At 64.3% G+C, this 22,889-nt stretch carries 23 protein-coding genes and 1 riboswitch; of the genes, 8 read left to right on the top strand and 15 right to left on the bottom strand.

Annotated elements, in window-relative coordinates; translation table 11 throughout:
- Window positions 1-15: 15 nt before the first annotated feature.
- Entirely contained in the window at window positions 16-453 is a 438-nt protein-coding gene (locus WM94_RS31260; RefSeq protein ID WP_256207069.1) for a methyl-accepting chemotaxis protein, read from the top strand.
- On the opposite strand, the gene WM94_RS27050 is transcribed toward WM94_RS31260, so the two are convergent.
- From WM94_RS27050 to WM94_RS27015, 8 genes are all read right to left on the bottom strand, one after another.
- Window positions 428-3,700, bottom strand: a complete 3,273-nt coding sequence (locus tag WM94_RS27050; protein ID WP_061552547.1) for a transporter substrate-binding domain-containing protein — start codon at window positions 3,698-3,700, stop codon at window positions 428-430. The genes WM94_RS31260 and WM94_RS27050 overlap by 26 nt on opposite strands.
- Window positions 3,701-3,713: 13 nt before the next feature.
- Window positions 3,714-4,328: a response regulator transcription factor gene (locus tag WM94_RS27045; protein WP_015270527.1), complete on the bottom strand. Its 615-nt coding sequence runs from the start codon at window positions 4,326-4,328 to the stop codon at window positions 3,714-3,716.
- 220 nt (window positions 4,329-4,548) lie between these two features.
- Entirely contained in the window at window positions 4,549-4,791 is a 243-nt protein-coding gene (locus tag WM94_RS27040; RefSeq protein ID WP_013972792.1) for a DUF1272 domain-containing protein, read from the bottom strand.
- A 66-nt stretch (window positions 4,792-4,857) separates the two neighbouring features.
- Window positions 4,858-5,610 (bottom strand): precorrin-4 C(11)-methyltransferase, encoded by a 753-nt coding sequence (gene cobM / locus WM94_RS27035; protein ID WP_061552546.1) that lies wholly within the window; start codon window positions 5,608-5,610, stop codon window positions 4,858-4,860.
- A gap of 32 nt (window positions 5,611-5,642) precedes the next feature.
- Complete coding sequence (locus WM94_RS27030; protein ID WP_061552545.1) at window positions 5,643-6,029, bottom strand: cobalamin biosynthesis protein; 387 nt, start codon at window positions 6,027-6,029, stop codon at window positions 5,643-5,645.
- Window positions 6,029-6,715, bottom strand: a complete 687-nt coding sequence (locus WM94_RS27025) for a CbtA family protein (protein ID WP_061552544.1) — start codon at window positions 6,713-6,715, stop codon at window positions 6,029-6,031. Before WM94_RS27025 ends, WM94_RS27030 begins: the two co-directional genes overlap by 1 nt.
- 9 nt (window positions 6,716-6,724) lie before the next feature.
- Window positions 6,725-6,913: a CbtB domain-containing protein gene (locus tag WM94_RS27020; RefSeq protein WP_003258255.1), complete on the bottom strand. Its 189-nt coding sequence runs from the start codon at window positions 6,911-6,913 to the stop codon at window positions 6,725-6,727.
- A gap of 92 nt (window positions 6,914-7,005) precedes the next feature.
- Window positions 7,006-7,229: riboswitch (cobalamin riboswitch) on the bottom strand.
- A 410-nt stretch (window positions 7,230-7,639) separates the two neighbouring features.
- Window positions 7,640-8,119, bottom strand: coding sequence for a GNAT family N-acetyltransferase (locus WM94_RS27015; RefSeq protein WP_003260330.1), 480 nt, complete (start codon window positions 8,117-8,119; stop codon window positions 7,640-7,642).
- A gap of 133 nt (window positions 8,120-8,252) precedes the next feature.
- Here WM94_RS27015 and WM94_RS27010 point away from each other — a divergent pair, with 133 nt between their 5' ends.
- From WM94_RS27010 to WM94_RS26990, 5 genes are all read left to right on the top strand, one after another.
- The gene (locus WM94_RS27010; RefSeq protein WP_015270522.1) at window positions 8,253-8,873 is read left to right on the top strand and encodes a LysE family translocator; all 621 of its coding nucleotides are present in this window, start codon (window positions 8,253-8,255) and stop codon (window positions 8,871-8,873) included.
- A gap of 21 nt (window positions 8,874-8,894) precedes the next feature.
- A complete protein-coding gene (locus tag WM94_RS27005) occupies window positions 8,895-9,779 on the top strand; it encodes an alpha/beta fold hydrolase (protein WP_061552543.1) in 885 nt (294 codons plus the stop codon).
- Between the two features lie 120 nt (window positions 9,780-9,899).
- The gene (locus WM94_RS27000; protein WP_061552542.1) at window positions 9,900-10,787 is read left to right on the top strand and encodes a pirin family protein; all 888 of its coding nucleotides are present in this window, start codon (window positions 9,900-9,902) and stop codon (window positions 10,785-10,787) included.
- Window positions 10,788-10,941: 154 nt separating this feature from the next.
- Window positions 10,942-11,871, top strand: coding sequence for a DNA-3-methyladenine glycosylase (locus WM94_RS26995; protein WP_061552541.1), 930 nt, complete (start codon window positions 10,942-10,944; stop codon window positions 11,869-11,871).
- Window positions 11,872-12,055: 184 nt separating this feature from the next.
- Window positions 12,056-12,316, top strand: coding sequence for a DUF1652 domain-containing protein (locus tag WM94_RS26990; protein ID WP_024087193.1), 261 nt, complete (start codon window positions 12,056-12,058; stop codon window positions 12,314-12,316).
- Window positions 12,317-12,335: 19 nt separating this feature from the next.
- Here the strand turns inward: WM94_RS26990 and WM94_RS26985 are convergent, their stop codons facing one another.
- The 7 genes from WM94_RS26985 to WM94_RS26955 form a co-directional block, all read right to left on the bottom strand.
- The gene (locus WM94_RS26985) at window positions 12,336-12,950 is read right to left on the bottom strand and encodes a Yip1 family protein (protein WP_015270517.1); all 615 of its coding nucleotides are present in this window, start codon (window positions 12,948-12,950) and stop codon (window positions 12,336-12,338) included.
- Between the two features lie 96 nt (window positions 12,951-13,046).
- A complete protein-coding gene (locus WM94_RS26980; RefSeq protein WP_013972780.1) occupies window positions 13,047-13,334 on the bottom strand; it encodes a hypothetical protein in 288 nt (95 codons plus the stop codon).
- Window positions 13,335-13,501: 167 nt separating this feature from the next.
- Entirely contained in the window at window positions 13,502-14,149 is a 648-nt protein-coding gene (gene alkB, locus WM94_RS26975; protein ID WP_061552622.1) for a DNA oxidative demethylase AlkB, read from the bottom strand.
- Window positions 14,150-14,374: 225 nt separating this feature from the next.
- Window positions 14,375-15,820: a curlin gene (locus WM94_RS26970; RefSeq protein WP_061552540.1), complete on the bottom strand. Its 1,446-nt coding sequence runs from the start codon at window positions 15,818-15,820 to the stop codon at window positions 14,375-14,377.
- A gap of 16 nt (window positions 15,821-15,836) precedes the next feature.
- Window positions 15,837-16,310, bottom strand: a complete 474-nt coding sequence (locus WM94_RS26965; protein WP_061552539.1) for a curlin — start codon at window positions 16,308-16,310, stop codon at window positions 15,837-15,839.
- A 15-nt stretch (window positions 16,311-16,325) separates the two neighbouring features.
- A complete protein-coding gene (locus WM94_RS26960) occupies window positions 16,326-18,557 on the bottom strand; it encodes an Ig-like domain-containing protein (RefSeq protein ID WP_061552538.1) in 2,232 nt (743 codons plus the stop codon).
- A 32-nt stretch (window positions 18,558-18,589) separates the two neighbouring features.
- Complete coding sequence (locus WM94_RS26955) at window positions 18,590-19,918, bottom strand: hypothetical protein (protein ID WP_061552537.1); 1,329 nt, start codon at window positions 19,916-19,918, stop codon at window positions 18,590-18,592.
- Between the two features lie 438 nt (window positions 19,919-20,356).
- Between WM94_RS26955 and WM94_RS26950 the strand changes: the two genes are divergently transcribed.
- The gene (locus WM94_RS26950; RefSeq protein ID WP_061552536.1) at window positions 20,357-21,097 is read left to right on the top strand and encodes a gluconate 2-dehydrogenase subunit 3 family protein; all 741 of its coding nucleotides are present in this window, start codon (window positions 20,357-20,359) and stop codon (window positions 21,095-21,097) included.
- A gap of 3 nt (window positions 21,098-21,100) precedes the next feature.
- Entirely contained in the window at window positions 21,101-22,885 is a 1,785-nt protein-coding gene (locus tag WM94_RS26945; RefSeq protein WP_061552535.1) for a GMC family oxidoreductase, read from the top strand.
- The last annotated feature ends 4 nt before the right edge of the window (window positions 22,886-22,889 follow it).

Raw genomic sequence — 22,889 nt, 5'->3', positions numbered from 1 at the left:
CAGCAGGCGGTACAGGTGATCGAGCAGATTTCCCATGAACTCAACGACGCGGCACGCAGTATCGATGCGGTGAGCAAGCAGTCGGATGTGATCGGGCAGATAGTGCTGACCATCCGTGGCATTGCCGACCAGACCAACCTGTTGGCTTTGAACGCAGCCATCGAGGCGGCCCGCGCCGGCGAGCACGGGCGCGGTTTTGCCGTGGTGGCCGACGAGGTGTGCAGCCTGGCGGCGCGAACCAGCAAGGCTACCCTGGAAATCGTCGACGTGGTGCGGCAGAACCACGACCTGTCGCTGTTGGCCGTGGCCAGCATGCAGTCGAGCCTGAAGCGTACCGGCCATGGTGTGGCGCTGGCCAACGAAGCCGGTACGGTGATCATGGAAATCCAGCAGGGTTCACGGCACGTGGTAAACGCTATCAGCCAGATCAGTTCGACGCTGCAATTGCACTGAGCACATCGCCCAGCTCGTCCAGCAGGGTCTCCAGGCTGGCCTGTAATTGCAGGCGAAGGTCAACCGTCGGCAGGCCTTGGTCGTGGGCCTGCTCGATGGCTTCGCAATCCTTGACCAGCGTGCGTACCTTGAGCATCTTCGCCCCACCTTTGATCCGGTGAGCCAAGGCGCGCAAAGTTTCGCCGGGGGCGTCTGCTGGCAACGCCCGCAAGGTGGCCAGGTCTTCGCTGACGCTTTGTGACAACTGCTGCAGCAAGTTCCGCGTCAGTTGTTCGTCGTCCTGGGTCAGGTGGCGCAGTTCGCCAAGGTTGAACCCGCTGGCGCGCCGTGCTGTCGGCTGCTGCCGGGGGTGGGCGTGGGGCAGGTGGGTCTTGAGCGTACGCAGGCCGATGGGTTTGAACAGGCATTCGTCCATGCCGCTGGCCAGGCAGCGGGCACGCTCCTCGGCCTGGGCGTTGGCGGTGACGCCGAGAATGCGGCATGCCGCCAGGCCGCGTTCGCCCTCCAGGCTGCGGATACGGCGGGTCAGTTCGTGGCCGTCCATGACCGGCATGCTGCAGTCGGTGATTACCAGGTCAAAGCGCGCAGCCTGCCAGCGTGCCAGCGCGATTTCCCCGTTTTCCGCCAGCGTGACCCGATGCCCCAGGGTATGCAGTTGCCGCTCCAGCAGCAGCAGGTTGGCGGGGTAGTCGTCGACCACCAGTATGTTCAAAGGGCCGCCGCTTGTTTCCAGCACAGGGTCGTGCTGGTCGGCCTGCACCGGTGCAGCGCAGGCGGGCAGCTGCAGGCTGACCTGCACCTTGGTGCCAAGGCCTTCGACGCTCTGCAAGTTCAAGGTACCGCCCATCAACTCGGCTAGCGTGCGGCTGATGACCAGTCCCAGGCCGGCGCCCTGGCGTGCCCGGGGGCCGTCGGCCTGGACGAACGTATTGAACAGCCGGGCCTGGTCGGCTTGGCTGATGCCGATGCCGGTGTCTCGCACACTCAGCTCCACTGTCAGGCTGTCAGTGTCGGTGGGCGAGGGCAGTAGCAGGCTGGCCTGGACTTCACCGCTGTCGGTGAACTTGATGGCGTTGCTGATAAGGTTGGACAAGACCTGCTTGAGGCGCAGCGGATCAGCCAGCACCCACACCGGCGCTACGGGCAGTTCGCTGTGCAGGTGCAGGCCTTTGGCCCTTGCATTGCCTTCGAACACCCGCACTGTGGCGCGTACCAGTTCTACCAGGTTGGTGGGCACTGGCTGCAGGGTGATATGCCCGGATTCGATACGGGAAATGTCGAGAATATCGCCGATCAGCTCAAGCAGGCCAATGGCCGAATCGTGGGCGGTCTGCAGGGTCTGGGTGTCGCAGCGGCCGCCGCGGCTGTCTTCCAGGGCCAACTCCAGCAGGCCGATCACGGCATTCATCGGGGTACGGATTTCATGGCTCATGGTGGCCAGGAAGGTGCTTTTGGTCTGGCTGGCCTGTTCGGCGTCGTCCTTGGCCTGGCGCAGCTGTTCAAGCAGGCCGCGGCTAAGCGCAAGTTGCGCTTGCAGGGCATGCTGGGCCTCGGTGCGCTGGTTGATCAGCTTGCGCAGGTAGCTGTTCCAGAACACCACCCCGGCCAGCAGCAAGGCCGACAGCACCAGCACTTGCAAGGCCAGCGTGCGGTAGTCGCGCCAAGGGCTGTCACTGACCAGGGTGGTGGTGCGCCAGCGGTTGATCAACTGGTCCAGCTCTTCGGGTGGAATGCTCAGCAGCGCCTTGTCCAGGATTGCCTGCAGCTGTGGCTGGTCCGCGGCCACGGCGAAGGCGGCGATGGCGGGGTCGTCGTCGAGCACACTGGCAATGCGCAGGCGGTCCTTGAACACATGGCTGATGTAGTAGGCGGCATTGATATGGCTGCTCAGGGCGACGTCGGCGGCACCGTTGGCCACGGCCTCCATCAGGCCGAGCGGGTTGTCCACCTCGACCATCCTGGCCTGCGGATAGCGTTGTTGCAGCACGGCCCGTTGCGGCGAACCGCGTACCAGGGCGATGCGCATGCCATCCAGCGCCATGGCCTGCGGCGGTGATGCATTGTCGCCACGGGTGACCAGCACCCGTGGGCTGACCAGGTAGGGACGGGTATAACGCAGTTGTTTCGAACGGTCTGTGCTGTAACCCAGTGCGCCGATCATCTGCGCATCCCCGCGTGCCAGGCGCTCGATCATTGCTTGCGCCGACGGGCTTTCGACCGGCTTGAAATGCAGCCCCGTGCGCAGCGAGATCTGCTTGAGCAGCTCGAGGGTGATGCCGCTGGGGCGGTGCTTGGTGTCGTTGAAGGTCAGTGGCGCCAGCGAAGTGTTGACCAGCACGCTGACGTTGGGGTTGGCAGCTATCCAGGCTTCTTCTTCGGCGGTCAGGGCGGTGAGGTGGCGCTGCAGCAGCAGGCTGGTGTTGCCACTGCTCCAGCGGCGCAGGATATTCAGGCGTTCGCTTTCGCTGATACGCGCCAGCGCCTTGTTGACCAACAGTTGCAGGCGCGGGTTGTCACTGGCCATGGCAAAGGCAAACGCGCCAGGGGCAACCTGACAGAAGTGGTCGATCTTCAGTGTGCCCTGGTAACTCTTGCCAATCGCGAAGTCGGTACTGATGGCATCGCCCAGGTAGGCGTCGGCCTCGCCCAGTTCGACGGCGGCCAACCCGGCCAGGGTCGAGCGATACAGGCTCAATTGCGCCTTGGGGTACAGGCTGCGAACGCTGCTGGCCGGCAGGTAATGATCGACCATGGCCAGGCGCAGGCCGGCGAGGTCGGGGGTGTTCTTCAGGCTGCGCCCCTCGCGTGTGACGATGACTGGCAGATCGTCGGCGTAGCTTGAACTGAGGCTGAGCTGGGCATCCGCTGCCTCGAAGGCGTTGGAGCTGCCCAGCAGGTCGATACGGCCGTCGCGTAGCGCAGCGATGGCTTCGTGGCGGCTGTCGTAGCGTCGTACTTCGATGGTGGTACCCAGCTGTTCTGCGATGATGCCAGCGTAATCGGCGCTGAGGCCTTCGTAGTCGTGCTGGCTGACATTGATCTCCAGCGGTGGGTAGTCGGGGCGCGAACTGCCAAGTACCAGGTGCTGGCGTTGCTGTAGCCAATGACGCTCTTCGCTGGACAGCGCAAGCGGGGCCGCGGCGCTGACCGAGCGTGCCAGCAACTGGCGAGGTTCGCTGTTTGCCAGCAGCGCGCCGGAACCGGCCAGGCCGATGACCAGTAGGGCGCTTGCCAGCAGGCGCTTCATTGTCATCGAGCGCTCAGTAGACGCTGTTGCGCTTGGCCAGGTCGACCATTTCAACCAGTGATTCGGTCTTGAGCTTTTCCATGATGCGGCCCCGGTAGGTGCTTATGGTCTTGGCGCTGAGGTTCATGCAGGTGCCGATATTCTTGTTGTTCTCGCCGCGCGCCAGGCGCCGCAGCACCTCCATTTCCCGGTTGGACAGGCTGGACAGGCGCACTGGCTCGCTTTCCAGCGAGTTGCTGTTGACCGACATCTGCGGGAAGGTCGAGTAGCCCTTGACCAGCGCTTTAAGGGCAAACAGCAACGCCTCGTGGTCTTCTTCCTTGGTGACAAAAGCGCCGATACCAGCATCCAGGCAGCGCCGCACATACAAATCGGTGGCCTGGCCGGTCAGCACCATGATCTTGGGCGCCGGCTCCAGGCATTGCAGGCGCTTTATCACTTCCATGCCATCCAGGCCGGGCAGGCCGATGTCGAGAATTACCACATCCGGTCGCAGGTCGCGGGCCACCTGCGCCACCTCGCTGCCATTGCCGACCTCGCCGACAACACGGAAGCGCTCGCGTTCGAGCAACATGCGCAAGGACAGCCGGACGATGGGGTGGTCGTCGACGATCAGCACGGTAGTCATGAAGAAAACTCCTGTCAGGATGTGGTCCGCTTCCTGGATCACTCAGGAATACGTCTGCAAGTGGGGTTATCGGAAGCGCTGCACGATACGACCATTCCCGAAATTTGGTAATGCCGAGTATAGAAGTGTTGAAAGTCCACGTGCTTGTTGTTGAAAAGTCCTACAAAAAGAGGGAAAGACATCACCCTGGCAAAGCGGCGATGCCTGTTTTTTGTAGTCGTCATGCGCAGGCGGAGTGTGATTTGCTCACGCGCTGGGTTGAGGCGGGGTTGTTGGCCAGTGCCTGGCCGACCCGTGTCGGGCGTGCCACCAACTGGCCGGTGCAGTTCGGGCAGCGGCCCTGGAAACGGGTTTCGGCGCAGGTGCGGCAGAAGGTGCATTCGAAGGAGCAGATCAGCGCATCGGGGCTGTCACCCGGCAGGTCGGTATCGCAGCACTCGCAGTTTGGGCGTAGGTCCAGCATGGGCATGACTCCTGTTTGCAGGCGGGAAGCTGGAGTCTGCTACGCCTGCGGCGAACCTGGCAATGCTCAGTCGCCAGGGCGATACAGGTGGGCGTGCCCGGCGCGATACAAGGCCGATTCGGCAAACGGTGTGTCGCCCAGCACATGGCCCACAAGGATCAGCGCCGTGCGCCGGAAATCCTTGGCCGCGACGCGTTCCACGATATCACCGAGGGTACCGCGCACCCAGTCCTGGTCCGGCCAGGTGGCACGATGCACCACCGCCACCGGGCAGTGCGTGCCGTAGTGCGGCAGCAGTTCTTCGACGATACGCGACAGGTGCTTGACCCCCAGGTGAATCGCCAGGGTGCTGCCATGGCGCGCCAGGTCGCCCAGCTGCTCGCCGGGCGGCATCGGCGAGCTGTCACCATAGCGGGTGAGGATAACGGTCTGAGCTACTTGGGGCAGGGTCAGTTCGCAGCCGAGCAGGGCGGCGCTGGCCGCCGTGGCGGTGACCCCGGGGATGATCTGGTAATCGATGCCCAGCGCCTGCAGATGGCGGATCTGCTCGCCGATGGCGCCGTACAGGCTGGGGTCGCCACTGTGTACCCGAGCCACATCCTGGCCTTGCTCATGCGCACTGCGCATGGCGGCAACGATCTGTTCCAGGTGCAGTTCGGCGCTGTTGATCACGGTCTCGGCCTGGTGGCCCTCAAGCACGGCGGCCGGCACCAGCGAGCCGGCATAGATGATCACCGGGCACTGGCGGATCAGCCGTTGGCCCTTGACCGTGATCAGTTCCGGGTCGCCGGGGCCGGCGCCGATGAAGTAGACCGTCATGGTAAGTCCTTGCAGGAAAGAGGGTGAAACGTTCAACAGGCCAGGGCGAGGGTAGCCGGGCCCAGTACCTGGCGTGTCAGCAGCAACCTGGCGGTGCCAACTCGCTGGCTGGCCAGGGCCAGTGCCGCACTCTCCGCCACGCCCCAGCAGCCACAGTGGGCATGGGCAGCGGCGGAACGGTGGCTGAGCTGGAGTTCGTAGGGTTGCAACTGCGCGGTATCGTACAACACCAAAGGCAGACCGAGGCGTTCGGCCAGTTGCTGCAAGCCGGGCTCGTCGGCCTTCAGGCTGATGCTGGCGATGCCTTGCAGGTCGGCCAACGCCAGGCCCTGGGTGGCCAGGGCCTGGCGTAGCAAGATTTCCAGCGTATCCGCCGGGCAACCCCGACGACAGCCGAAACCGGCGTAGAAGGCAGGCATCAGGCCTGGCTGGAGCGCCGGAACAGCCAGGCGCTGAGCAGGCCCAGGGCCAGCCAGAATGCGGCGTTGGTCAGCCAGGAGGCCACTTTGAACTGGGTTTCCAAGGCGGCGGGGGCCAGGCTCTCGTGCACTTCGGGTTGCGGCGCACCGATCACATGGGGAATGACCAGCAGCACAGCGCCCAGCGCCTTCAGCAACCAGTGGCGAGCGAACACCAGCAGGGCCAGGCCCAGCGCGGTGGCACTGGCGGTGCCGATCCACCAAGCCTGGCGTTGCCCCAGGTCGGCTGCGGCAGTACCTGGCAGTTCCGGCGGCAGGCCCAGGGTCGGGGCCAGGCAGAACACGGCGAAGCCGGCCAGGCCCCAGAGTGCGCCGGTGCCGGCTCGCTTGGGTTCACGCAGGCTGTACAGGGCGGTGAGAATCAGGGCGAAGCCGACCGCGACCACCAGGTTGCCGCCGGTGGTGGACAGCACTCGCTGCCAGCCGTCTTCAGGTGTCCAGGCTTCGGCGCTGTGTTCATGCGCTGCCACTTCGCCAGCATGCTCGTGCTCGGCGACGGGGGCCGAGGATTCGTAGGTTTCTGCCTCGAGAATCAGTGGGGCGACCCAAAAGCTCTGCAGCAGGGTCAGCAGCAAGGCCGCCAGCAACCCGCTGAAGCCCGCGGTGCGGGCAATGCGTGTGATCATCGGGCGTACTCAGTGGCAGGGGAATGCGGCGCTGTGGCGGGTGTCGTGGGCGGCGTTGTGCACGGCCTCGATGTGCGAAAAGCCGGCGAAGTACACCAGACACAGGCCCAGCAGGCTGGCGCCGATGGCGATGACGACACGCTGGCTGAGGGTGACGGGGGTGGTAATGCTGTGTTGCTTGGCGCTGGTGACGGGCATGACGCGTTCCTCTGCTTTTTGTGGGCAACGGGCAAGCGCGGCAGCCCCGAGCGTGGCAGCCCAGGGGAATGCAACAGCGCCCGCCCACCGCGGGGTGTTCATGAACGCCAGGCCGGTCTCCGGGCTTGCGAGGAGGAGCCAGGCTCCTGGAAAGCGTCACCTTCCCATGCCGGGGATCAGGCACAGTGGTACAGACGCTTCGCTCGCTTACCGTTGCGGGGGCAGCACCGGCCTTGTCCGGCCCTGCTGGAGGGCCTGTGACGCACCGGTTTCCCGTTTCACCCCCATCGGGGGCACCTGAACGCGAGGCATAAGGAGACCATGGGGCGGGGCTGGCGTCAATTGCCTTGATGGTAGGGCTTTGGTTTTGCAGTGCCTGGGAGATCGAGCGCCGCCCGCGCGGCGCTTCGCGGCACAAGGCCGCTCCCACATCTGTTTCGGGCCAGTTACTCCTGTGAGTTCACCTCTGTCCGTCTTGTTTGTTCCATTCGATATCGAAGGGCGCACGACTGCTCCTCATCAATCTTCAGCCAAGCACCAAGGCGGCAACCCACCTGGCACAGGAGTAATTGGCCGGAAACAGATGTAGGAGCGGCCTTGTGCCGCGAAGCGCCGCGCGGGCGGCGCTCGATCTCACCGGCGCTGAAAAGCTCAAGGCATGCACACTCAAGCCCTCATGTAAGCCGGTTCGACCTGTAGTGGTCTATGCCGTGAGCATCCACCCGGTCAGCCCCGGGCAAACGCCGCCAGCTTCTCGCCATCCAACCGGTAGCGCACCCACTCATCCTGCGCTTCGGCCCCCAGCTTCTGATAGAAGCCGATAGCCGGCTCGTTCCAGTCCAGTACGCTCCATTCCAGCCGTCCGCAATTCTTCGCCACCGCCTCGCGGGCGATGTGCCGCAGCAATTGCCGCCCGGCACCGTCGCCGCGCTGCTCGGGCGTTATGTACAGGTCTTCCAGGTAGATGCCGTTGCGCCCGAGCCAGGTCGAGTAGCTGTAGAAATACACAGCAAAGCCGATTGCCCGGCCATCGCGCTCGCACATCAGGCTATGCACGGTGCTGCCCTCGCCAAAAAGGCTGTGCTCGATATCGGCAACGCTCGCGATTACCTCGTGGCGGGCGCGTTCGTACTCTGCCAGTTCGGTGATGAAGGCAAGTATCTGCTCGGCGTCGGCGCGAACGGCAGGACGGATGGTGAGGCTCATGGGACGGCTTCCTTGATCTGATGGTAGCGGTACAGCGATGTGTATCTACACAATTTAGTGAAACTGTATCGGTCGCAGAGGAGAGCGACTCCGTTAGTGTGACAGCACCCATAAAAAAAGTGGATTGCCTGCCATGCTTGCCTCTGCCGACCTGCTGACCGCCTTCGTGCTGTTCGCCTTCGTGTCTTCCATTACTCCTGGCCCCAACAACACCATGCTGCTTGCCTCTGGGGTGAATTTCGGTGTGCGTCGCTCGATCCCCCACGCCCTGGGCATCAGTGTCGGTTTCATGGTGATGGTGCTGGCTGTCGGCCTGGGCCTGGGCGAGGTGTTCAAGGCCTGGCCGGCGCTGTATACGGTATTGCGTTACACCGGTGCCGCCTACCTGCTGTACCTGGCCTGGAAGATCGCCACCTCCGGGCCGGTCGGCACAGCTTCGTCCAGTGCCCGCAAACCGCTGGGCTTCTGGGGAGCAGCGGCATTCCAGTGGGTCAACCCCAAGGCCTGGGTGATGGCAGTCGGGGCAATCACCACCTACACGCCGGCGCAGGGCTATGTGACCAACGTCATTGTCATTGCCGCCTTGTTCGCCCTGGTCAACCTGCCGAGCGTCGGGGTGTGGGTGATGTTCGGCAGCGCCCTGCGCAACTTGTTGCAGAACCCGCGCTGGCTGATGCTGTTCAATGTCCTGATGGCCTTGTTGCTGGTGATTTCACTGTACCCGCTGCTGTTTGTAGAATCAGCGTTTTCCTGACCCCGCGAGTACAGCAAGCCGATGCAGTTGATCCCCTGGTCTCACGAATGCGCCGAAGGCTTCACCCTGCGGGGCTGGCGAACCCCGGCCAGTGGCAAGCCGTTGCTGCATTTTCTGCACGGCAACGGCTTCTGCTGCCTGGCCTACCAGCCATTGCTGATGCTCTTGGGCGAACATTTCGACCTGTGGCTCAGCGATGTGCAGGGCCATGGTGACAGCGACCATGGCGGGGTGTTCCGTGGCTGGAACCGGACCGCTGCGCTGGCGGTGGAGGCTTTTGCAGCCGGGCGAGGCGAGTATGGTGACGTACCGCGCTTTGCCGTCGGGCACAGTTTCGGTGGCGTGCTCACCGGCCTGATCCTGGCCAGTGAACCGCAACTGTTCACGCGTGCCGTGCTGCTCGACCCGGTACTGTTCAGCCGGCGCATGCTGGGTGTGATGGGGATGGCAGCCCTGGTCGGCTTGCACCAGCGCCATGCCCTGGCGCGCAAGGCTGCCAGCCGTCGCAGCCACTGGCCCGACCGCGAGGCAGCCCTGGCTTCGCTGCATGGGCGGGGTATCTTCAAGGGGTGGACCGATGCGGCGCTGCGGGCCTACGTGGAGCATGCCATTGGCGACTGTGGCGAAGCGGTGGTGCTCAAGTGCCGGCCCAGCCGCGAAGTAGAAATATTCAGTTCGTTCCCCAAGCGCATGTGGGCGAGCCTGGCGGCAATCCGTACGCCCACGCGGGTGCTGTACGGCGAGCACACCTACCCCTTCGTACCGCATTCGGTGAATCGCCTGGTGGCACTCAACCCTAAGGTCAGCGGCAGGCAGGTTGCAGGTGGGCACTGCTTCATGCAAGAGCATCCTGAGGCGTGCGCCGAACAAGTGCAGGCCTTCCTGCTGCAGGGACCGGCGGGATAGTTTTTCCAGACAGCTGGCTGTGGATTGTCCTTTAAATGAGACGATGCATGCCATTTTAGCCGGCTATTGCCTGATTGGTCTCACTGGTAAGGTTATCTCAACCAAGAGAGGAGCCTTCTCATGAAAACGATTCTGGGTATTCACCGCAGCCCCCACGCCCACTGGGTAGGTGATGGTTTCCCGGTGCGCAGCCTGTTCACCTACGACAACCTGGCCAGCAAGATCAGCCCGTTCCTGCTGCTGGACTATGCCGGCCCTCATGACTTCACCCCGACCAGTGCGCGGCGCGGCGTTGGCCAGCACCCGCACCGCGGCTTCGAGACCGTGACCATCGTCTACCAGGGCGAACTGGAACACCGTGACTCCACCGGCGCTGGCGGCTTGATCGGCCCTGGCGACGTGCAGTGGATGACTGCTGCCAATGGCATCATCCACGAAGAGTTCCATTCCCCAGGTTTCGCCCGTACTGGCGGTACGCTGGAGATGGTACAGCTGTGGGTCAACCTGCCGGCGCGGGGCAAGCGCGCAGCGGCCGGCTACCAGACGCTGCTGGCCAAGGACATCCCGGTGGTGACGCTGGACGGCGAGGGCGGCAGTCTGCGAGTGATTGCCGGTGACTATCGTGGGCATTCGGGGCCGGCGCGGACCTTTACTGCGATGGATGTCTGGGACCTGCGCCTGAATGCCGGTGCAACCTTGCAGCTGCCGGTTGCCGCCGGGCGCAATGCGGCGCTGGTGGTGTTGCGCGGCAACGTGCGGATCAACGGCGAGCGAGAAGCCGGCCCATCCAGCCTGGTGCTGTTTGACCGGGGCGGCGAGGACGTCGCGGTCGAAGCGCTGGAAGGTGCCAGCTTTCTGCTGCTAAGCGGTGAGCCGATCGACGAGCCGATCGTGGGCTATGGCCCGTTCGTGATGAACAGCCAGGCGGAAATTGCCGAGTCGTTCGATGACTTCCATGCCGGGCGGTTCGGGCAGATGCAGGAAGCGCGGGACGGTGCGGCGCATTGATTCTGGCTGATTGAATGGATTGTCCGGCCTTATCGCCGGCAAGCCAGCTCCCACAGGTACAGCGACAATCTCGAGAGCAACGCTGTACCTGTGGGAGCTGGCTTGCCGGCGATAGGGCCGGTACAGCTATTACATTTGCTGGCATGATGCAGCTATGCCAAAGCTCACCCCCCTGCACGCCGTACGCCGATCATTGCCCACCCCCGGCCACCACACCTTGTGGCTGCGCTACCGTGCCCCTTACCACTGGCCCTCGACCCTGGCCTTCCTCGCTGCCCGCTGCATCCCCGGCATCGAGACCTGCCTCGACGGCACCTACCGCCGTACCTTGGTAATTGCCGGCCGCCACGCCGTCTTGCACGCCAAACCTTTGGGCAGCCAGTACCTGCGGGTCCGCCTTGAAGGCGTCCCGGCCCACGCGCTACCCGGCCTGACCGCCAGGCTGAGGCGGGTCTTCGACCTCGATGCCGACCCCGCGCGCATCAATGCCGAACTGTCCCGCGATCCGCTGATGGCCCGCCTGCTACAGGAGCGCCCAGGCCTGCGCGTGCCACAAGGCTGGAACGCCTGCGAACAGGCCATGCGCACTGTGCTGGGCCAGCAAGTCAGTGTGGCCGGGGCCATGACCCTGGCCGGCCGCCTGGTGCAACGCCACGGCGTGCCCTTGCGCTGGCCCGCACCCGGCCTGAGCCACGTATTCCCGGCGTTGCCGGTATTGGCAGTTGCGAAGTTCGATGGCATGGGCATGCCGCGAGCGCGCGCCGCCACCCTGGGCACGCTGGCCAATGCATTGCTCGCCGAGCCCAGGTTGCTGCGCCGCGGGCAGGTGCTGGATGAACTGCTGCGCAACCTGTGCCAGCTCAAGGGTATCGGCCCCTGGAGTGCGCACTACCTGGCATTGCGCCAGGCCGGCGCGGCCGATGCCTTGCCGCTGGGCGATGTGGCGTTGATCAAGGCGTTGCGCCTGCTCGAAGGCGAGGACGCCCAACTTGCGCAACGAGCCCTTGCATGGCGACCGTGGCGAGCCTATGCGGCACAGCATCTTTGCGCATCGCTGGGGCCTGCCGGGACCGCTCGTCGCTAATTCTGCCATTGCGTTCGAACGCGCAGCCCGCGCAGGCAATCTTCCACTAAGGTGCTAGAGGATTCCCTGCATGATCATTGCCCAGGCGCATGAGCGCCTGCCCGGGCATGCGCAATATCAATTGGCACCTCGCCCGACAAAGGCGTACTCACACAACAGGCCACCCCAAAGAGAGGGTCGTACCATGTCGTTGATAGGAGTTTCGATGCTAGAAATGCGGCAGATGATCGAGCAGGCCTGCCTGCCCGACCGTTGCGAAGTCAGCTGCACGGATGGCGCCAACCTGACCATACGCCTGGGTCAGGGCCAGAGCCTCGACGAGGGCGTGACCCTGAGCGGTGTCCCCCTGCAAAGCCTCAACAGTTGCCGTGATCTGGTCAACCTGGTGGGGCAGCTGCACGCGCTGCGTGACAGCCACCCGGCGACACTCAAGGCGATTGCCTGAGGCGCCTGCCGCGCCCCGGTCAGCCCACGCTGGCCGGGCGCACATATTCCGGCATCAGGCCGTTGAACCAGAACAGGATCATCGCCACCAGGATGGTGACCAGCAGCAGTAACCCCACCCCCCACACGCAGGTCGCGAACAGCATGGCCTGTTCCTTCTTCAGCCGCAGGAAGGTCTGCAATCCGCCATACAGCAACACGCTGGCATACGCCGAGGCAGCCAGCAGTGCCGCCAGCGCCAGCCAGCGGATCGGTAGCAGGCCGACCACCCCGGCAAAGAACCATGGTGTGGCGCAGTAGGCGGCAAAGCCGATGCACTGGTTGAGGCTGGGCTGTGCATCGAAACCGCGCGACATCCAGCGGATCATCGTGCCCATCAACATTACCCCGACGACCGTTGTGGCGTAGAGCAAGCCCGCCAGTTGGGCGGCGCTGGTCATGCTCAGGCGCACCCGTTCCTCGGCCGCCAGGCTCCAGCCGAAGGTGGTCGTGCCGACGAACAGGCACACAGCGGGGATCAGTGCCAGGGCCAACAGGCGCGGCAGATATTGCTGCGGGTGGTCTTCCTCGGCCCGGCGGATTTCCAGCCAGGCGTCGGCGGGGTGAGTGAAGAGCTTGAGCAACGGACTGTTCATTGACGTTCTCCGCGTTCTCCGGCAGGCATGGGCCCTTTTGCTATGGAGACGTGACGCGCCCGGTGGGTTCAGCCGGGTTGATCGCCGTTGATCGTCTTACAGCAGTTCCAGCAGCAGGTTCAGGCCGCCATCACCGCACTTGCCCTGGTCGCGGACCACTCCGTGGTAACTGCGCCCGTCCCAGACGAAGGCCACGCTGTGGGCGCGGTCGACCTTGTCGGGCAGGGGCGGGCAAATGTGCAGGCGCAGGCCGGGGCGGCCTTGCAGGTCGAGGGCGGCGAGTTGGCACTGGCACTCCACGCTTTGCGCCACCGGGCCGAACAGGGTGTCGCGTACGTAATCGAGCTGTAGTGAGGCATTGGGCGCGCGGCAGGGCATTTTCATAGGCGCGCGGCTCCGCTTTGAGAGGGCGGGTAACAGGGCTGGTAGGGCATGGCGGGCTCCAGGCTGAACAGGGCATGGCATATCGTTTGAAGCTTGCCAGGCCAAGATGTTCAACCTGTTTCATGCGCGTTCATCCTGTTTGCGCCGGTTAAGGGCCGTTGGCCGCTTCAGCCACCGGCCTTGCGCAAGGTCAGGTTGATCCGCCGTTCACCGAGGCGCGGATGCACGCCAGGCTTGATCGGGAGCACGCCGTGAAAGCGCAGGCGGTCCTCGCCACCCCAGACCAGCACATCGCCGTGGCTCAGCGGGATGCGCTGGGTCTTGTCGGTGCGCTGCAGGCCACCGAACAGGAACACCGCCGGCAAGCCCAGCGACACCGACACGATCGGCTGGCCGAAGTCCCGCTCGTCGCGGTCCTGGTGCAGGCTCAGGCGGGTGCCCGGCAGGTAATGGTTGACCAGGCAGGCATCCGGTACGAAACCGTCGAACCCGGCCATGCTCGCAGCGCAGGCGGCCAGTTCGAGCAACACGGGGGGCAGGGCGGGCCAAGGTTTGCCGCTGAGCGGGTCGCAGGGGCTGTAGCGGTAGCCGTGTTCGTCACTGACCCAACCCAACGTGCCGCAGTTGGTCAGCCCTACCACCATGCGCAGGCCGCCCGGGGTGTGCATGTGCCGGAACGGCGCGGCACGCAGCACCGGGCGCAGGGCATCGAGCAGGGCCTCGATCTCGGCCAGGGCGAAGCCGGGCAGCAGCACGGTGTGGCTGGCCAGGCGTTGCGGCTGGGTGCCGAACAGGTCGAGGTCGGACTGGATCATGGGGCAGGCATCGGTTGGGGTGTGGACCATTGTAATGCGCTTGGCAGGCTTGGCCTATTCGCGGGCATGCCCGCACACAGGGTTGGCGCAGGCTTTGACGGCGGTAGAGCACCTGTGGGAGCGGGCGTGCCCGCGAAAAGGTCGGCAAGAAAAGAAGTTCTGACAGGAATAAAAAGGAACCGCGGCACCAGGGAGAGGAGCACCGCGGTTCAAGGGGGGAGCGATCTACTGCTGGGTCACAGTGGCCACGTTCGCGCTGCCCAGCTGGCTGATGGTCGCGGTCTGGGTCACACCGCTCTGGTCGACATACGCCTTGTTGCCCTGGCCTCCCTGGGTCACGTAGGCAATGTTGTAGCTGTCAACCTGCTTGATGTTGGCTTCGTTGCCGCTACCGTACAGCTGGTTGGTGTAGCTCTGGTTGCTGTACCCGGACTGGTCCAGGTTGATGACGTTGCCGTTGCCCTGGCTGTTGCCGTAGGCATAGTTGTCGGTGCCACGCTGGTCGGCGATCAGGATGTTGTCGGTGCCGTTCTGTTCGAAGTACAGCTCGTTGTTCATGTCGGCCTGCTTGGTCTCCATCTGGTTGCCGGTGCCTTTCTGGGTCAGCGTGGCCAGCTGGTTGTCACCGTTCTGGGTCAGGTTGGCGCCGTTGCCATTGCCATTCTGGTTGATGGTGGCAGTCTGGTTGGTACCGAACTGGCCGCCCATCTTGGCGCCTTTCCAGTTGCTGGCGGTAACGCTGTTGCCAGTGCCCTTGGTGTTGATGGTCAGGTTGAGGTTTTCACCGTTCTGGTAGGTAAAATGCACGTTGTTGCTACCAGTCTGGGTGATGGTGGTGGTGGAGTTGCTGGTCTCGAACTGGTCCGACCAGCTGGCGTTGGCCGTGCCCTGTTGCGACAGGCTGACCTTGTTGTTCATGCCGAAGCTCTGGTCGATATAGCCTTCGTTCATCTGGCCGGACTGGGTCACTGATGCCTGGCTGGCGGTCTGGTTGTCCTGCCACACTTCCACCGAGTTGCCGCCACCGTACTGGCCAATGCCGATGGTGCCGCCGGTGCCGTCGCGCTGGTCGCCATACGCCCAGTTGCCCGTGCCGTCCTGGTAGACCTGGATATCACCATCGACGTAGCTCAGGTGCTCGGCGGCGGCGTAGTTTTCCTGGCCGGTCTGGTTGATGCTGCTGCGGTTGTTGCTGCCACCAAAGATCTGCTCGATGAAAGCTTCGTTGCGCTGGCCGGATTGCCAGGTGGTGGCCTTGCTGCCTTCCTGGCTTTCCTGCCATACGGTCGAGGCGTTTTGCGCGCCTTGCTGGGTTTGCAGCGACTGGTTGCCCAAGCCCAGTGACTGGCTGGCGAAGGCATCGTTGTAGCTGCCGCTTGCGTGCTGGGTGACCTGGCTGCCGTTCTCGAACAGCTGGTCGGCGTAGCCTGCGTTGTATTGGCCGTTGGCGCTCTGCTGGATATCGCTGGTGCTATCCGATTGCACCGCCAGGTGGTTATTGCCCTTGCCGGTCTGGGTCTGGGTAGCCGAAGCGAATGGCGCCAGGGACTGGCTGACTTCAGCGATGTTTTCCTTGCCATCCTGGGTCTGGGACGAGGTGCTGTCAGCAGCCATGGCCTGACCTGCGAGGGCCAGGACGATAGCGGCACTTAACGGAGCGAGCTTGTACATGGGGGTGCCTCCAGGTCTATCGGTATTGGGTTATCTGCACGTGCTGGCCATTGCCGGCCTGGGTCACGGAGCTGTTCAGGCCTGTGCCGGACTGCACGATGCTGGCGCTGTTGTCGTTGCCGATCTGCTCGATGGCCGCACTGTTGCTGCTGCCGGTCTGGCGGATCGACGCGCTGTTGCCATTCCCCTGTTGGCTGATGAGGGCCATCAGGTCACTGCCTTCCTGCAAGATGTACGCTTCCTGCGCGCCACCGGCCTGGACGATGCGGCCCAACAGGGCCTGGCCGTTCTGGTCGAGGGCGGCGCGGTTGCCCGCGCCTTGCTGCTCGATCACCGCAGCCTGGCCGGCGCTGGCCGGCAGCAGGCGGATGATCACCGGTTCGCCGAGGTCGTTGCCGGGTGCGAGGTCGGCATTGTCCAGCAGGTCCTCGGCCCAGCAGGCCTGGCCCACCACAGCCAGGCCGAGCAGCAGGGAGAACAGGCGTCTCATTGCAACCTCCGGCCTTTACTGCACGGTTACGTTGACGGTGCGTGTGGTGCCCTGGCTGGTGGTGATCGTCGCCGTCGGTGCCGCAGTCGGGATGATCGTGGTGCTGTTGCTCACCGCCAGGCGCCAGCGGCCGGTCAGCGCCACCGTGGCGGTGCCAAGGGTCTGCACGCCGGTAGTGGTGGTTACCCGCACGGTGACGGTATTGCCGGTGGTGACCGACGAAGTACCGCTGAGGTCCCAGTTGTAACGGTTGTTGGAGCGTGCCGTGACCGTGGCGGTCGTGACCGTGAAGGTTTCGGCGGCGGGCCGTGGCGATACGTTGACGGTGACGGTGCCGGCGTTGGACAGGGCCCCCAGCGAGTCACGAGCCTGGTAGGTGAAGGTAGTGGTGAAGGCCGTGGTCACCGTGGCCGGTGGGGTGTAGGTCACCGTGGTGCCGTCGGTACTGACGGTGCCCCGGCCGGCAGCCGGCTGGGTGACGGCAGCAACGCTCAGCGGTACGTTGCCTTCCGGATCGGTGTCGTTGGCCAGCACGTTGATGGTCAAAGGCACGCCCAGGGTGGCGACCGTTTCCGGGTTGGCGGTCGGGGCCTGGTTGGGCGCCACGTTGATGGTGACCGTGGCCGGTTCCGACTTCAGGCCCTTGGCGTCCACCGCCCGGTAGCTGAAGGTGGCCACCACGGGTTGCGTGGCCCCGGCTGGCGGGGTGTAGGTGACCGAGGTGGTGCCGTTCATCACCACGCCGCCAAGACCGGTACCGGGCTGGGTAAGGTCGCTGATGGTCAGCGGTACGTTGCCATCCGGGTCGCTGTCATTCTGCAGCAGGTTGAGGGTAATCGGGATGCCCACGCTGGTACTGCCGGTATCGGCCTGGGCCAGCGGCGGCTGGTTGGCCGCCTCGACCGGCGCGTTGCCGACCACGACTACCGGTTCGACATCGCTGCCGCCGCGTGCCGACTTCACCGTGATGGTGGCTGGTGGCTGCGGCACGTCGTTGACGGTCAGGCTCTGCAGCGTGCCCGCCTTGGACAGGCGACCGTAGCCTTGGGCGATCAGGTCCGGGACCGCCACTTCGTCACTGGAACTGGCCTCTATCAACAGGCGCTTGTTGGCCCAGTCGTAGCGTGCGGTGCCGACCTTGACCACGTCGGTGAGCTTGCTCGACAGCGCGGTTGGCTGGGTACCGCCGGCGCTGTCGCTGGCGGTGACCACCACCACAGCAGGCGGTGCTTCCTGGCCGAACTGCTGGTGGAAGAACAGCCCGTTGTTGTCGGCGGTGAGGGTGTACTGGCACGGCGAAGGCGGGGTGCCGACCAGGGCAATGCCATTGCGCATGCACAGGCTGGCTGCGCTGGGCGCCTTGGCGAACACTTCCGTACGGGTGCCGGTGGCATTGCGCGAATAGGTGGCGCGTTCCAGGCTGACCGGGGTCTGGGCCCGTTGGTCGAGTACCTTGCCTGAAACAGTGAAGGTGTTGGTCTGGATGGTGCCAGCGGGGCCTTGAATGCGCACGAAGTTGGTATTGAAGGGGCTACCGGTCACCGCCTCGGTGATATTGGGGTCGCCGATGTAGGTTTCGATGGCGCCGGTATCGGGGTTGACCTCGGTGTAAGGCCCGCCAACACCCTTCAGCCAAGGGCCGATCGCCCCCGCCAGCGCTCCCCGGAAGTTGCCTGGTGCGCCAATGCCAATGTCCCGGGTGATGTTGATCGCCCGACGCCCCGCCGTGGTGACGTTGACCGTCTCCACCCCGTAGGGATGGGTGATTGTGTAGGTACCGGTACTTGGAACCGAAGCACGGATGCGGATCCGGGCGAAGCTTTGCTGGTCACCATCGACAGGGTTTTCGGCGGCGAAGGCAGCCTCCACCCCGGCTACATAAACCTCCAGTTCATAGCCGCTGTTGCCGACCTGCGGAATGGTGGTTTCCGCCAGGAACCAGAACATCTCGGGAGGCCAGTTGTCCGGGAACACCAGCGGCAGGGTATCGTCATAGATGCCGGGCTCGGGCAACAAGGTACACATGTAGGCCGGTGCCCCCGGCGCGCCTGGCGCACGCGTACTGGTAGCACGGGACTGGCACAGCTCCAGGGACTGGTCGAGGCTGTCCTTGTACCACATCGGATAGCCACCGGTGGCGAAGGTGTAGGGCCCCGGGTCGACATCGGACAGCGCGGCAAACGCGGCGCTGGTAACGGTAAGGGAGAAACCGGCGGCCAACAGCGCACGGCGCGACCAAGTGTTCATGCTGCCTCCTTGAAGGCTGAGCCTTTGTCTGTTCATGGCACCAGCACCACGTCTTCGGTGTCGCTACCGCCGTTGGTACTGGTGACCTGCACCTTGGCCGGCGGGATCGGCGAGAGGCTGGTGCTCAGCGTCTTCACGGCGCCTGTGCCGCTCAGGTTGCCGATCAGCGTGCCGTTGCCGGTGTGTGCGGTGAGCACTGGCGGCGAGGTTTCGTCGCTGGTGCTGGCCACCAGGGTCAGCTCGCCGGTGGACAGACGGAACTGGGCCTGGGTGATAACGACCAGGTCGGTCAGCGGTACATTGGTGGTGGTCAGGCTGCTGGCAGGGATCGCCACGCTGTTGTCGGCGGTCAGCGTCAGGATCGTCCCGGCGGCCGGGTCGAGCACCGACTGGGCGTACCAGGCACCGGTACCGTTGGCCTCGGTGAGGTTCAGGTTGGGTGTCTGGCTGGTCAGGGTGACGCTGGCCGGTGGCGGCGGGGCCATCACGAAGATGTCCTGCTGGGCGCGCAGGTCGCCGTTCTCGGTATGCCGCGAGTAGGTACTGCGTTGCGGCATCAGCGGGGTTGGCAGGGTCACTTCGGAAAGCTTGCCCGAAACCGCGAACAGCTCGGTGCGCAGGTCGATGCCGCCGGGGCCTTCGATGCGCACGTAGTTGGTATTGAAGGGGCTGCCGGTCACCCGTTCTTCCAGGTTCGGGTCGCCGATGAAGCGCTCGCTGCCTTCGGTGTAGGGGCCGTTGACACTGCGCAGGAACGGCCCGACATCGCCTTTCAGGGCGCCGGTGAAGTCGCCTGCGCCGGCAATGCCGATGTCGCGGGTCATGTTGATCGCCCGGCGCCCGGGCGCAGGTACGTCGAACACTTCGACGCCGTAGGGGTGAGTGACCACGTAGGTGCCGGCGGTTGGCACGTCGACCCGGATACGCACCCGGGCGAAGCTGACCTGGTCGCCGTCGACCGGTTCTTCGGCGGCAAATGCCGCTTCGATCGCGGTGCCGTAGCTGAGGTCGATGCCGCGGGTGGCGTCGACGATGGCGGCGTCGGCGGTGAACCAGAACGCCTCGTCAGGGAAGTTGGTGGGGAAGACAATGGGTTGGGTATCGTCGAACACGCCGGGGGTGGGCAGCAGCGTGCACATGTACGAAGGTGCGCCGGGTGCGCCAGGCACACGCGAGCTGACCGCCTTTGTCAGGCACAGGTCGAGGGTACGACCGTGACTGTCCTGGTACCAGGCTGGGAAGCCACCGTTGGCGGGAACATAGGCGCCTGGATCGACAGCGTTCAAGGCAGCCTGCGCCGGGAGTTGGAGCATGCCGGCGAAAATGGCCAATGCCAGCGGGTGGGGTATCGGTCGGTGCATGAGACATTTCCTCCTGCAAACGGGCCCATGGACTTGGGGCGTCTGGCAGGAGATCGGCAATAGGCGTGCCAAGGCAGAAAAAATGTGCTGCAGCCCTTGCAGGGCAAGGGATCCAATTCTCGTGCAAGGGCGATTGCAGGGGGGGGGCGTTGGGCACCGTGTCCCCAAGGTTGGGGACTGGGGCAGGTGGTACCGACCCAATCAATTGAACGCGGCCCTGTAGGTGCTGTCTTGCGGCGAATACCCCATGTAGCCAGCCAAGGCAGGTCGGCCGCAAAGCCCGCCAGCCCTTTGAAATCAAGCCTGAAACCGGTTTCAAAACATTTCTGAACGCGCTAGATTATCCGGCTGTTTTCTTGATGGCCCATCAAGACCACCCCCCATATTGAAAATCAGATGGCGCTTTTCAAGGCCGCACACAGCCGATGAGGATTCGCAATGCCTGAGCATGCCCCCGACAATCCGCGCAGGGACTTTCTGCGCAAGACCTTGACCTTGATCCCTGTGGTCACAGTGGCCAGCACGGGGCTTGGCGTGGGTGCCAGTCAGCTGCTTGCGGCCCCGCAACACGAGCCCAAAGTGCCGGCCACGCCGCCAGCAGGCAACTACCAGCCGACTTTCTTCACTGCCGAGGAGTGGGCCTTCGTGCAGGCTGCCGTCTCGCGCATCATCCCGGCCGACGAACTTGGCCCTGGCGCACTTGAAGCCGGCGCTGCCGAATTCATCGACCGGCAGATGAACACCCCCTACGCAACTGGCGCGCAGTGGTACATGCAAGGCCCTTTCAAGGCCGACGCCGCGCCCGAACTGGGGTACCAGCTGCAACTCAGCCCGCAACAGATCTACCGCCTGGGCATCGCCGCCGTGGATGGCTGGTGCAAGGCCAATTCCGGGCAAGTTTTTGCTGCGCAAGATAGCGCTACCCGAGACCGCATTCTCAGCAAGGTCGAGGCTGGAGAGCTGGTTTTCGACGCCGTGCCAGCCAAGGTGTTCTTCAGCCTGCTGGTGCAGAACACCCGTGAAGGGTTCTTCTGCGACCCGATCCATGGCGGCAACAAAGGCATGGTCGGCTGGACCCAGATCGGCTTCCCCGGCGCCCGTGCCGATTTCATGGATTGGGTCGAGCGCAACGAGCCTTACCCGTTCCCCGCCGTTTCGATCCGTGGCGAGAGGGCCTGAGGCATGGCAACCGTGATGAAGAAAGTGGACGCGGTGATCGTGGGCTTCGGCTGGGCCGGCGCGATCATGGCCAAGGAACTGACCGAGGCGGGGCTGCAAGTGCTGGCCCTGGAGCGGGGGCCGATGCAGGACACCTACCCGGAAGGCAGCTACCCGCAGGTGATCGATGAGCTGACCTACAGCGTGCGCAAGAAGCTGTTCGTCGATGTGTCGAAAGAGACCGTCACCATCCGCCACGGCATGAACGACGTGGCGCTGCCCAATCGCCAGCTCGGTGCCTTCCTGCCGGGCAAAGGTGTAGGTGGCGCAGGCCTGCACTGGTCTGGCGTGCACTTCCGGGTAGACCCGATGGAGCTGCGCATGCGCAGCCACTACGAAGAACGCTACGGGCGCAAGTTCATCCCCGAAGACATGACTATCCAGGACTTCGGGGTCAGCTACGAAGAACTGGAACCGCACTTCGACTTCGCCGAGAAGGTGTTCGGTACCTCTGGCCAGGCCTGGACCGTCAACGGCCAGGTCGTTGGCGAAGGGAAGGGCGGCAACCCCTATGCGCCAGACCGTTCCAGCCCGTTCCCGCTGCCTTCGCAGAAAAACGTGGTGTCGGCCAGGCTGTTCGAAAAGGCGGCGGCCAGCCTGGGCTACAAGCCCTACAACCTGCCCTCGGCCAACACCTCCGGCTCGTACACCAACCCGTACGGGGCGCAGATGGGGCCATGCAACTTCTGCGGTTTCTGCAGCGGCTACGTGTGCTACATGTACTCAAAGGCCTCGCCCAACGTGAACATCCTGCCGGCGCTGCGCCAGGTGCCGAACTTCGAATTGCGGCCCAACGCCCATGTGCTGCGGGTGAACCTGGACGACAGCAAGCGCAAGGCCACCGGCGTCACCTACATCGACGCCCAGGGGCGGGAAGTGGAGCAGCCAGCGGACCTGGTGATTCTGGCGGCATTCCAGTTCAACAACGTGCGCCTGATGCTGCTGTCCGGCATCGGCAAACCGTACGACCCCATCAGGAACGAAGGCGTGGTCGGGCGTAACTTCGCCTACCAGAACATGGGCACGGTCAAGGCGTTCTTCGACAAGGACACCTACACCAACAACTTCATCGGCGCCGGTGGCAACGGCATCGCCATCGATGACTTCAACGCCGACAACTTCGATCATGGCCCGCACGGCTTCGTCGGTGGCTCGCCAATGTGGGTGAACCAGGCCGGCACACGGCCGATTGCCGGCGGCGCCACCCCGCCTGGCACACCGGCCTGGGGCAGCGCCTGGAAGAAGGCCACCGCCGATTACTACACCCACCAGGTGTCGATGGACGCGCATGGTGCCCATCAGTCCTACCGTGGCAACTACCTGGACCTCGACCCGACCTACCGCGACGCCTACGGCCAGCCGCTGCTGCGCATGACCTTCGATTGGCAGGAAAACGACATCAGGATGAACCAGTTCATGGTCGACAAGCTGAGCAAGATCGCCCAGGCGATGAACCCCAAGACCATTGCCGTGCTGGGCAAGAAGGTCAAGGACCACTTCAACACCGCCAGCTACCAGACCACCCACCTGAACGGCGGCGCGATCATGGGCACCGACCCGAAGACCAGTGCCCTGAACCGCTACCTGCAAAGCTGGGACGTGCATAACGTGTTCGTTCCGGGGGCTTCGGCGTTCCCCCAAGGGCTGGGCTACAACCCGACCGGGCTGGTGGCTGCGCTGACCTACTGGTCGGCCCGCGCCATCCGCGAGCAGTACCTGAAAAACCCTGGCCCGCTGGTTCAGGCTTGAGGAG

It is taken from the genome of Pseudomonas sp. ABFPK, assembly GCF_001586765.1.
GTDB classification, from domain to species: domain Bacteria; phylum Pseudomonadota; class Gammaproteobacteria; order Pseudomonadales; family Pseudomonadaceae; genus Aquipseudomonas; species Aquipseudomonas asiatica.
The sequence above is the reverse complement of the archived record's forward strand: the minus strand, read 5'-3'. Positions and strand labels throughout refer to the sequence as shown.

Excerpts from the sequence above, each read along its gene's own strand:
- WM94_RS27050 (WP_061552547.1), bottom strand. The coding sequence starts at position 3,700 with ATGAAGCGCCTGCTGGCAAGCGCCCTACTGGTCATCGGCCTGGCCGGT.
- alkB (WP_061552622.1), bottom strand. The coding sequence starts at position 14,149 with ATGATCCAGTCCGACCTCGACCTGTTCGGCACCCAGCCGCAACGCCTG.
- WM94_RS26965 (WP_061552539.1), bottom strand. The coding sequence starts at position 16,310 with ATGAGACGCCTGTTCTCCCTGCTGCTCGGCCTGGCTGTGGTGGGCCAG.
- WM94_RS26955 (WP_061552537.1), bottom strand. The coding sequence starts at position 19,918 with ATGCACCGACCGATACCCCACCCGCTGGCATTGGCCATTTTCGCCGGC.
- WM94_RS27005 (WP_061552543.1), top strand. The coding sequence starts at position 8,895 with ATGCAGTTGATCCCCTGGTCTCACGAATGCGCCGAAGGCTTCACCCTG.
- WM94_RS27030 (WP_061552545.1), bottom strand. The coding sequence starts at position 6,029 with ATGCCTGCCTTCTACGCCGGTTTCGGCTGTCGTCGGGGTTGCCCGGCG.
- WM94_RS27025 (WP_061552544.1), bottom strand. The coding sequence starts at position 6,715 with ATGATCACACGCATTGCCCGCACCGCGGGCTTCAGCGGGTTGCTGGCG.
- WM94_RS26980 (WP_013972780.1), bottom strand. The coding sequence starts at position 13,334 with ATGAAAATGCCCTGCCGCGCGCCCAATGCCTCACTACAGCTCGATTAC.
- WM94_RS26970 (WP_061552540.1), bottom strand. The coding sequence starts at position 15,820 with ATGTACAAGCTCGCTCCGTTAAGTGCCGCTATCGTCCTGGCCCTCGCA.
- WM94_RS26960 (WP_061552538.1), bottom strand. The coding sequence starts at position 18,557 with ATGAACACTTGGTCGCGCCGTGCGCTGTTGGCCGCCGGTTTCTCCCTT.
- WM94_RS26945 (WP_061552535.1), top strand. The coding sequence starts at position 21,101 with ATGGCAACCGTGATGAAGAAAGTGGACGCGGTGATCGTGGGCTTCGGC.
- WM94_RS26990 (WP_024087193.1), top strand. The coding sequence starts at position 12,056 with ATGTCGTTGATAGGAGTTTCGATGCTAGAAATGCGGCAGATGATCGAG.
- WM94_RS26950 (WP_061552536.1), top strand. The coding sequence starts at position 20,357 with ATGCCTGAGCATGCCCCCGACAATCCGCGCAGGGACTTTCTGCGCAAG.
- WM94_RS27000 (WP_061552542.1), top strand. The coding sequence starts at position 9,900 with ATGAAAACGATTCTGGGTATTCACCGCAGCCCCCACGCCCACTGGGTA.
- WM94_RS27040 (WP_013972792.1), bottom strand. The coding sequence starts at position 4,791 with ATGCTGGACCTACGCCCAAACTGCGAGTGCTGCGATACCGACCTGCCG.
- WM94_RS27045 (WP_015270527.1), bottom strand. The coding sequence starts at position 4,328 with ATGACTACCGTGCTGATCGTCGACGACCACCCCATCGTCCGGCTGTCC.
- WM94_RS26985 (WP_015270517.1), bottom strand. The coding sequence starts at position 12,950 with ATGAACAGTCCGTTGCTCAAGCTCTTCACTCACCCCGCCGACGCCTGG.
- WM94_RS27010 (WP_015270522.1), top strand. The coding sequence starts at position 8,253 with ATGCTTGCCTCTGCCGACCTGCTGACCGCCTTCGTGCTGTTCGCCTTC.
- WM94_RS27015 (WP_003260330.1), bottom strand. The coding sequence starts at position 8,119 with ATGAGCCTCACCATCCGTCCTGCCGTTCGCGCCGACGCCGAGCAGATA.
- WM94_RS26995 (WP_061552541.1), top strand. The coding sequence starts at position 10,942 with ATGCCAAAGCTCACCCCCCTGCACGCCGTACGCCGATCATTGCCCACC.
- WM94_RS27020 (WP_003258255.1), bottom strand. The coding sequence starts at position 6,913 with ATGCCCGTCACCAGCGCCAAGCAACACAGCATTACCACCCCCGTCACC.
- cobM (WP_061552546.1), bottom strand. The coding sequence starts at position 5,610 with ATGACGGTCTACTTCATCGGCGCCGGCCCCGGCGACCCGGAACTGATC.